The organism is Amycolatopsis sp. NPDC051128, assembly GCF_040682715.1.
Taxonomy (GTDB): domain Bacteria; phylum Actinomycetota; class Actinomycetes; order Mycobacteriales; family Pseudonocardiaceae; genus Amycolatopsis.
The window spans coordinates 40,661-48,463 of record NZ_JBFBBN010000060.1; the positions used below are offsets into that span (position 1 = coordinate 40,661).

At 70.7% G+C, this 7,803-nt stretch carries 7 protein-coding genes; 4 read left to right on the top strand and 3 right to left on the bottom strand.

The window, feature by feature from the left end; genetic code table 11:
- The first annotated feature begins 11 nt into the window (after window positions 1-11).
- The 3 genes from AB0M82_RS39410 (at window position 12) to AB0M82_RS39420 (ending at window position 4,106) form a co-directional block, all read left to right on the top strand.
- Complete coding sequence (locus AB0M82_RS39410; RefSeq protein WP_364733558.1) at window positions 12-2,297, top strand: Tat pathway signal sequence domain protein; 2,286 nt, start codon at window positions 12-14, stop codon at window positions 2,295-2,297.
- Between the two features lie 85 nt (window positions 2,298-2,382).
- Window positions 2,383-3,333 (top strand): peptidylprolyl isomerase, encoded by a 951-nt coding sequence (locus tag AB0M82_RS39415; RefSeq protein ID WP_364733561.1) that lies wholly within the window; start codon window positions 2,383-2,385, stop codon window positions 3,331-3,333.
- A gap of 209 nt (window positions 3,334-3,542) precedes the next feature.
- The gene (locus tag AB0M82_RS39420; protein ID WP_364733564.1) at window positions 3,543-4,106 is read left to right on the top strand and encodes a DinB family protein; all 564 of its coding nucleotides are present in this window, start codon (window positions 3,543-3,545) and stop codon (window positions 4,104-4,106) included.
- 1 nt (window position 4,107) lies between these two features.
- Here the strand turns inward: AB0M82_RS39420 and AB0M82_RS39425 are convergent, their stop codons facing one another.
- Together AB0M82_RS39425 and AB0M82_RS39430 are read right to left on the bottom strand one after the other, a co-directional pair.
- The gene (locus AB0M82_RS39425) at window positions 4,108-4,998 is read right to left on the bottom strand and encodes a PDR/VanB family oxidoreductase (protein ID WP_364733567.1); all 891 of its coding nucleotides are present in this window, start codon (window positions 4,996-4,998) and stop codon (window positions 4,108-4,110) included.
- Window positions 4,999-5,000: 2 nt separating this feature from the next.
- Window positions 5,001-5,621, bottom strand: coding sequence for an MSMEG_1061 family FMN-dependent PPOX-type flavoprotein (locus AB0M82_RS39430; protein ID WP_364733569.1), 621 nt, complete (start codon window positions 5,619-5,621; stop codon window positions 5,001-5,003).
- 56 nt (window positions 5,622-5,677) lie between these two features.
- On the opposite strand from AB0M82_RS39430, the gene AB0M82_RS39435 reads away from it, so the two are divergent.
- Window positions 5,678-6,295, top strand: coding sequence for a TetR/AcrR family transcriptional regulator (locus AB0M82_RS39435; protein ID WP_364733572.1), 618 nt, complete (start codon window positions 5,678-5,680; stop codon window positions 6,293-6,295).
- Here AB0M82_RS39435 and AB0M82_RS39440 read toward each other — a convergent pair.
- Window positions 6,285-7,556 (bottom strand): right-handed parallel beta-helix repeat-containing protein, encoded by a 1,272-nt coding sequence (locus tag AB0M82_RS39440; RefSeq protein ID WP_364733575.1) that lies wholly within the window; start codon window positions 7,554-7,556, stop codon window positions 6,285-6,287. The genes AB0M82_RS39435 and AB0M82_RS39440 overlap by 11 nt on opposite strands.
- Window positions 7,557-7,803 lie beyond the last annotated feature (247 nt).

Consider the following 7,803-nt stretch of genomic DNA (forward strand, 5'->3'; position numbering starts at 1 on the left):
GAGGCCGGAACATGGACATCACCCGCAGGACCGTGCTCGGCGGCGCGCTCGCCGGGCTCGCCGCCGGCGCGGCCGGTTGGCCGCCGGCGTTCGCGGAAGCGGCCGCGGTACCCGGTTGCGACGACTTCGGCTGGGCCGGGTTCCTGGGCACCGCGGACCTGTACTGGCGGCGGCTGCCGAAGACCTGGTACGAGGGACCCTTCCTGGGCAACGGGTTCCTCGGCTCGGGCATCTACGCCGAGCCTGGCCAGAACGCGATCCGGTTCAACGTCCAGCACAGCCAGGTGCAGGACCACCGGCCGGAGTTCGGCTCGCTGTTCGGGCTGGCCCGGCTGCCGATCGGGTACTTCACGCTCGAACCGGTCGGCGCGATCACCGCGATCGACTGGCGGATGGACCTGTGGAACGCCGAGCTCACCGGCACGATCACGACCGCGGCCGGCAGCCTGAGCCTGCGGGCGATCGTCCACACCGGACAGTCCTTGCTCGCCGTCGAAATCCGGCCCAGCGAAGGGGAACGCGGCTTCAAGTGGGTGTTCCACCCGGCGGTGGCGGTCAGCCCGCGCGCCGACCCGGTGTGGAACAAGCCGCCGCCGGCCGGCTACACCGCGAACCCGCCAGTGAACCTTTCGAGCAGTGGTGACGCCCAGCTGGCCGTGCAGCCGCTGCTGGCCGGCGGTGAGCACGTCACGGCCTGGCGGGAAGTCACGCGCGGGGGCGCGCGCACGCTGTACACGTCGGTGGCGTGGTCGCACCCCGAGAAGACGTCGGCGGCGCGGGCGCTGGGGATGGTCCGCCGGGCGGCGGAGTTCGGCGCGCTGACCCAGGACCACCGGCGCTGGTGGCACGACTACTACCGGGGCAGCTTCCTGTCCATTCCGGACACCCGGCTGCAGAGCTTCTACTGGATCCAGCTGTACAAGGTGGCCTCGGCGGCCCGGCGCGAGGCGCCGGTGATGGCGACGTCCGGGCCGTGGCTGGAGAACACGCCGTGGCCGGCGACGTGGTGGAACCTGAACGTCCAGCTCGAGTACTGGCTGATCCACGGCTCCAATCACCTGGAGCTGGACGCCGTCAGCCACGCGCTGGACAAGTACCGGGGCAATCTGACCAGTCAGGTCGCGCAGCCGTACCAGGCCGACTCCGCGGGCATCCCGCGGACCACGGACATGACGCTGCTCAACGGCGTCGCCGGTCCCACCAGCGGGTTCCCCGTCGGCATCCCGGGGAAGGATTCGCCGACGCCGGAAGTCGGCAACCTGACCTGGGCGCTGCACAACGTGTGGCTGTCCTACCGGCACACGATGGACCGGAAACTGCTGCGCGACACGCTGTTCCCGTTGCTGCGCAGGGCGATCAACTACTACCTGCACTTCCTCGCCCCTGGCCCGGACGGCAAGCTGCACCTGCCGCCGACGTTCTCGCCCGAGTACGGCGTCAACGCCCCGGACTGCAACTACGACCTGTCGCTCATCCGGTGGGGCTGCAAGACGCTGCTGCGGATCGAGCCCGGCGACCCGCTGGCGTCGAAGTGGCAGGAGGTCCTGGCGACGCTGGTGGACTACCCGGCGGACGCGAACGGGTACATGATCGGCGCCGGCGTCCCGTTCGCGAAGTCGCACCGGCACTACTCGCACCTGCTGCAGATCTACCCGCTCTACGACGTCACCTGGGAGCGGCCGGAGCACCGGCAGATCATCGAGACGTCACTGAACCACTGGGTCGGCTTCGAGGGCGCGCTGCAGGGCTACACGTTCACCGGGGCCGCGTCGATCTCGGCGCAGATGCTGCGTGGCGACCAGGCCGCGTTCTACCTGGGTGAGCTGCAGCGGCGCTACATCCAGCCGAACACGATGTACAAGGAGTCCGGGCCGGTCATCGAGACGCCGTTGTCGGCGGCGAAGTCCTTGCAGGACATGCTGGTGCAAAGCTGGGACGGCGTGCTCCGGCTGTTCCCCGCGGTGCCCGCGGCCTGGGGCGACATCGCGCTGCGGGACTTCCGCACCGAGGGCGCGTTCCTGCTCAGCGCGTCCCGGGCCGGCGGGAAGACGCGCTGGCTGAAGGTGCACAGCGAGGCCGGGGCGCCGTGTGTGCTGCGGCCGGGTATCGACGGCGAACTGGCCGTGACGGACGCGCGGGGCCGCGCCCGCCGCTCGCGGAGGCTGGCGAACGGTGACGTCCAAGTCGAGCTCGGCCGCGGCGAGGACGCCTTCGTGTACCGGAAGGGCGACAAGCCGGACTTCGCCGTCCGGCCGGTCGCGCCGGCCGGGCCGAGTTCCCCGTGGGGCCTGCCGTGACGCCGTGATCGAGGCCTCCTTCCCGGAATCCCGCCCGGGGAGGAGCCCTTCGCGGCAGAATGGGCGGCCGACGAGGGGAGCGCGGATGAGCGAGCCGGGTGCACCGGGCGAGCGGCCGGACGAGGGTGGGCCGCGGTACCCGTACCCGCGGCAGCCCTCCCAGTATCCGCAGTGGCAGCCGCCGGCGCCGCCGAAGAAGCTGTCACCGGCCGCCAGCGTGTTGATCATCGGCTCGATGGGGGTCGTCATCCTGATGGTGCTGGCCTTCCTGGCCTGGGGTTATCCCGGGTTCCTGCGGGAGCCGGACGGGAAGGCCAGCATCGGCACCCACCCGGGCGGCTCGGTGACGCGGGTGTCGCCCACGCCGACCGTCACGGCGTCCGTCCCGAGCATCCCGGTGTCGCTCCCGGGCGGCCGGGCCCCGATGCCGAGCCGGACGAAGCCCCTGGCCGACCCGCTGACGTGCGCGTTCACCCCGGACCCCGGCTCGCCGGTGGCGAAGCGGGTCGCGCTGCCGCCCGACGGCCCGGCGCCGTCGTCCGGGACGGTCCCGGTGCGGCTGGCGACGAGCGCGGGCGACATCGGGCTCACGCTGGACCGCGCGCTGGCGCCGTGCACGGTGGTGAACTTCCTGAGCCTGGCGAGGCACGGGTACTACGACGGCACCGCGTGCCACCGGCTGTCCGTGACGACCGGGCTTCAGATGCTCCAGTGCGGCGACCCGGTGGGCGACGGCACCGGCGGCCCCGGCTACACGATCCGGGACGAGGTGTTCCCCGAGCTGACGTACGGTCGCGGCGTCCTCGCGATGGCGAAGACGTCCGAGCCCGACTCGGGCGGCTCCCAGTTCTTCCTGGTTTTCGGCGACACGCGGATCCCGCCGCAGTACACGGTGTTCGGCAGCATCGACGACGCCGGCCTCGCCGTCCTGGACACGGTCGCCCGCGGCGGCGTCGACCCGGCCAAGCCGGGCATCGGCGACGGCAGCGGCCCCCCGAAAACCCCGGTGAAACTCACCCACGTCACCACCCCGTAACTCACGTGATCAAAGCCGGATCCCGTGTGATCGGAGCCGTAACTCGCGTGATTGAAGGCGGATCTCGCGAGTTACGGCTCCAATCACGCGAGTTACGTGCCCCATCACGCGAGTTACGTGCCCAGTCACGGGTCCGAAGTGGACGGTTCGGGAGTGCTCCGGGCGAAAACCGGTGGCAGTGGGTGCGGGCGCGCTGCGATGATCCGGGGATGGCCGACACTACGCAGCCCGCCCGCACTTTCGGCTGGTGGGACATGTTCGTGCACCCCGACGAAGACCCGCGCGCCGACGGCGGGTTCGAGAACTCCGAACGCGGGGTTCTCGGTTACCTGCGCGACCGGCGCCTCACCCTGCAGCTCAAGTGCCGGGGCCTGGACGCCGAGGGGATGGCGCGCCGGTCGGTCGAGCCGTCGAACCTCTCACTGCTCGGCCTGGTCCGGCACCTGGCCGAGATGGAGCGGTTCTGGTTCCGCGAGGTGATGGCCGGGGAAAAGACCCCGAAGCACTTCCGGGCGAACGGCAACCCGAACGCCGATTTCGACGACGTCGTGGCCGACCCCGCGCTGGTCGACGAAGCGTGGGCGACCTGGCGGGCCGAGGTCGAGTTCGCCGAACGGTTCGTCGACGACGCGGCCGACCTCGGCGTCCGGGGACAGGACGAGGACGGCACCCCGCTACGCGAAGTCCTCGTCCACATGATCGACGAGTACGCCCGCCACAACGGGCACGCCGACCTGCTGCGGGAGCGGATCGACGGCCGCGTCGGCCAGTAGCTCAGACGTCCAGCACGAGCCGGGGCGATCGCGCGCGCGACACGCACGGGTACATCCGGCCCGCCGGGGCCCCGATATCGTCCCGGTGCTCGGGCTCCCCCTCGACGACGGAGACCTCGCAACTGCCGCAGACGCCTTCGCGGCAGGCGGACGGCACCGGACGTCCGGCGTGGTTCAAGGCGTCCAGCAGGGACTCGTCCGCCGGGACCGGGATCGTCCGCCCGGAACGGGCGCTCACCACCTCGAACGCCGTGCCGGGCCCGAACGTCCGTCTCGTGGGCTGGAAGCGTTCGGTGGACACCCGCGGGAAGGCCGCCTCGGCGGCGGCGAGCATCGACGCCGGGCCGCAGCAGTAGACGTCCGCAGCCGGAAGCTCCGCCGCCAGGGCCGCGAGATCCGGGCGGCCGCGGTCGAACAGCCGCACGCGGTCGCCGTAGGTGGCCACCAGTTCCGGACCGAACGGCATGGTCGCGGCCGACCGGCCGACGTACACCAGCGTCGCCGCCGCGCCGGAAGCGACGGCCGCCCGCAGCATCGGCACGATCGGCGTGATCCCGATCCCGCCCGCCAGGAACAGGTACTCCGCTGCCGGCCGGAGCGGGAAGTGGTTGCGGGGCGAGGAAACCGAGAGGGTCCGGCCCGGGCGCAGGAACAGGTGGACGTACTCCGAGCCGCCCCGGCTGAGCGGGTCGTGGCGGACCGCGATCCGGTAGGCCGAGCGGTCGCCGGGATCGCCGCACAGCGAGTACTGCCGCGTCAGCCAGTTCGGCAGCTCCAGATCGATGTGCGCGCCCGGCTCCCATGGCTCCAGTGGTCCCTCGTCCCCGCGCAGCACGAGGGAAACGACGTCGTCGGCGAGGCGTTCGACGCGGTCGAGAATCGTCTTCTGCATCGTCAGTACAGCTTCCGGTAGCCGGCTTCGAGGAGCTGCTCGAACATCACCGGGTCGGCGTTCATCAGGTCGGCGGCGATCTCGCCGGCCGAGGGCAGTTCCGCCGCGAGAGCCTGGTTCGCCGGGTCCCACAGCCGTGACCGGATCAGCGCGCGCCCGCAGTGGAAGTACACCTCGGCGACCTCGACGACGATCGCCAGCATCGGCTCCTTCGCCTCGGTCCGCATCCGGGCGAGCACGTCCGGGTCGTCGGTGACGTACGCGCTCCCGTTGACGCGCAACGTTTCCCGCATGCCCGGGACGAAGAACAGCAGGCCGACGCCGTCGTTCTCGGCGATGTTGCGGAACGAGTCGGCGATCTTGTTGCCGACGCGGTCGGGCATCGCGAGCGTGTATTCGTCGAGGACCTTCACGAAGCCGGGGTAGTCGCCGCGGGGCGAGCAGTCCGCGCGTCCGGCCGCGTCGGCGGTGGCCAGCGTGAGGAACGGCGAATGGGCGATGAAGCGGCGGGCGTGCCGGTCGATGTGGTCGCCGATCTTGGCCTTGATCATCGCCTCGGGTTCGCCCAGCCGGGCCCGCACCTCGGCCATGGCCACGCGGCGCAGCGTATTTGTGCTGGTCATGGCACAATTATGAGCAAATATTCAGATCTTGACTACTCGCTTTCCCGGGGAGTGCCGTGCCGTCGGACCAGCGCCGCATCCAGCCACGTAAACAGCCGCGTCAGGTGCGCGCCGAGCTGACCCGGCAGCGGATCCTGACCGCGGCTGCTCACGTTTTCGCCGGCCACGGCTACGCCGCCGGCACCACCAACCGCATCGCCGAGCGCGCCGGGATCTCGATCGGCTCGCTGTACCAGTACTTCCCGAACAAGGACGCGATCCTCGCCGAGCTGCTGACCCGCCACCTCGACGACGGCACGGCGGCCGCGGCGAAGGTCCTGACCGGCCCGCTGCCGGACTCGATCGAGGAGATCTTCCGCGTCTTCGTCCGGCTCGCCGTCGAAGCCCACCTCGACGACCCTCACCTGCTGCGCATGCTGATCGAGCAGGCCCCGCGGTCGGAAGAGCTGCTCGAGCGGGTCGGCCGGGTGAAGCGGACCATGGTCGGCCACACCCGCGACCTCCTGGAGGGCCACCCCGAGGTCCGCGTCGCCGACACCGCCACGGCGGCCCGCCTGGTCATCGCGACGGTCGAACTGGCCGTCCACGACCTGCTGGCCGAGCCCGACCCGATCGACGCCCGGCGGCTCGAGGACGAGATGGTCGCCATGCTGACCCGGTACGTCAGGGGGTGAACTGGTAGGCGCCCGCGTCGATCCGGGTGCCGACGGGGTTGCCGTCGACGTCGACGTTCGCGTACTTCGTCGTGCCGAGGCCGATCGCCGGGCTGCCCGCGGTGAGGATCAGGTTCGTCGCCGACGTGAACTTCGGGTCCGCGACCTTGTCCGTGGCGCCCGGCGTGAACTGCCGCTGACCGCCGAAGAAGACGTTGTGGTCGGTCGCGGTCCAGCCCGCGTCGGCGTACCCGACCTTCATGGCGGACTGGATGACGTTCTGCGTGAGCTTCAGCGTCTGGTTGGTGCAGCCGCCGTAACAGACGAAGCCCTCGGATTCGGCGTTGCTCAGCCGGAGGGAGTTGTTGCGGAAGATCGTGCCGGTGACCGGGCCGTTCTGGTCGCCGGCGCCGCGCGTCACGATGCCGCCGCGAGTCTTGGCGCCGAAGACGGCGTTGTACTCGTAGACGTTGTTGCGGGACACGCCGTCCGGGTCGTCCGCGTACGTGCCCAGCTCGGTGAAGGACTCGTTGTCCTCGGAAATGTTGTGGTGGATGATGTTGTCCGAGCCGTAGAAGAGCTCGATCGCGGCGCCGTCCAGCCCGCCGAAGTCCTCACTCACCGCGATCGACCCGCTGATCCGGTTCCAGCCGATGTCGGATCCGTTGCCCTGCACCAGGATGCCGAACGCGCCGGAGTCGTCGCTGCCGCCCGGGGTCACCCTGGTCATGTGGTTGTTGTCGACGAGGTCGTTCTGGGTGACCTCGGTGCCGTCGGCGGACGGCGCGATGTAGACGCCCGCGCCGGCCCCGGTGATCAGGTTCGACAGCACCTTGTCGTGGTCGCCACCGACCTCGACGCCGGCCCAGGAGCAGCGCCCGGCGTCGGCCGCGACGCCGACCTGCAGGTTCTGCACCGTGATGTAGTTGCCGGGCAGGTTGACGCACGCTTCTTCGTTGCCTTGGACGATCGGGCGCGCGCCGGTGCCGTAGGCACCGATGGTCACCGGCGCGGAAGCCGAACCCGAGCCTTGGACGGCGAGCCCGCCCGTCCAGGTCCGGCCGCGGCGCAGCAACACGGTGTCGCCGGGGGACAGCTTGGTGGCGGCGACCTTGGCGAGGGACTTCCACGGCGCGGTCTGCGTCCCGGCCGCGCTGTCGCTGCCGAGGGCCTGGTCGACGTAGTAGGTGTTCGGCGCCGCGGCGGCGTCGGTGGCGGTGACCGTGGTGGCCGCAAGGGCGGCGAACACACCCAACGAGAGCAGTTTCCAGTGGTTCGACATGGCGCGCGACGCTAACCCGGGCTCGTACACGGGCCGTACAACCCGCGGCTGGAGCGGCGGCCGGGTGGGCCGTGTCCGGCAACGGCGGCCCGGTTCATGCGCCCCAATGTGGCGTTGGGTGCGTTGGATGCACCGAACGCCACATTGGGTGCGTTGGATGCACCGAACGCCACATTGGGTGCGTTGGATGCACCGAACGCCACATTGGGTGCGTTGGATGCACCGAACGCCACATTGGGTGCGTAGG

What these genes read in the sequence shown, in the direction of transcription:
- AB0M82_RS39425 (WP_364733567.1), bottom strand. Translation starts at nt 4,998, where the DNA reads ATGCAGAAGACGATTCTCGACCGCGTCGAACGCCTCGCCGACGACGTC.
- AB0M82_RS39440 (WP_364733575.1), bottom strand. Translation starts at nt 7,556, where the DNA reads ATGTCGAACCACTGGAAACTGCTCTCGTTGGGTGTGTTCGCCGCCCTT.
- AB0M82_RS39430 (WP_364733569.1), bottom strand. Translation starts at nt 5,621, where the DNA reads ATGACCAGCACAAATACGCTGCGCCGCGTGGCCATGGCCGAGGTGCGG.
- AB0M82_RS39415 (WP_364733561.1), top strand. Translation starts at nt 2,383, where the DNA reads ATGAGCGAGCCGGGTGCACCGGGCGAGCGGCCGGACGAGGGTGGGCCG.
- AB0M82_RS39410 (WP_364733558.1), top strand. Translation starts at nt 12, where the DNA reads ATGGACATCACCCGCAGGACCGTGCTCGGCGGCGCGCTCGCCGGGCTC.
- AB0M82_RS39420 (WP_364733564.1), top strand. Translation starts at nt 3,543, where the DNA reads ATGGCCGACACTACGCAGCCCGCCCGCACTTTCGGCTGGTGGGACATG.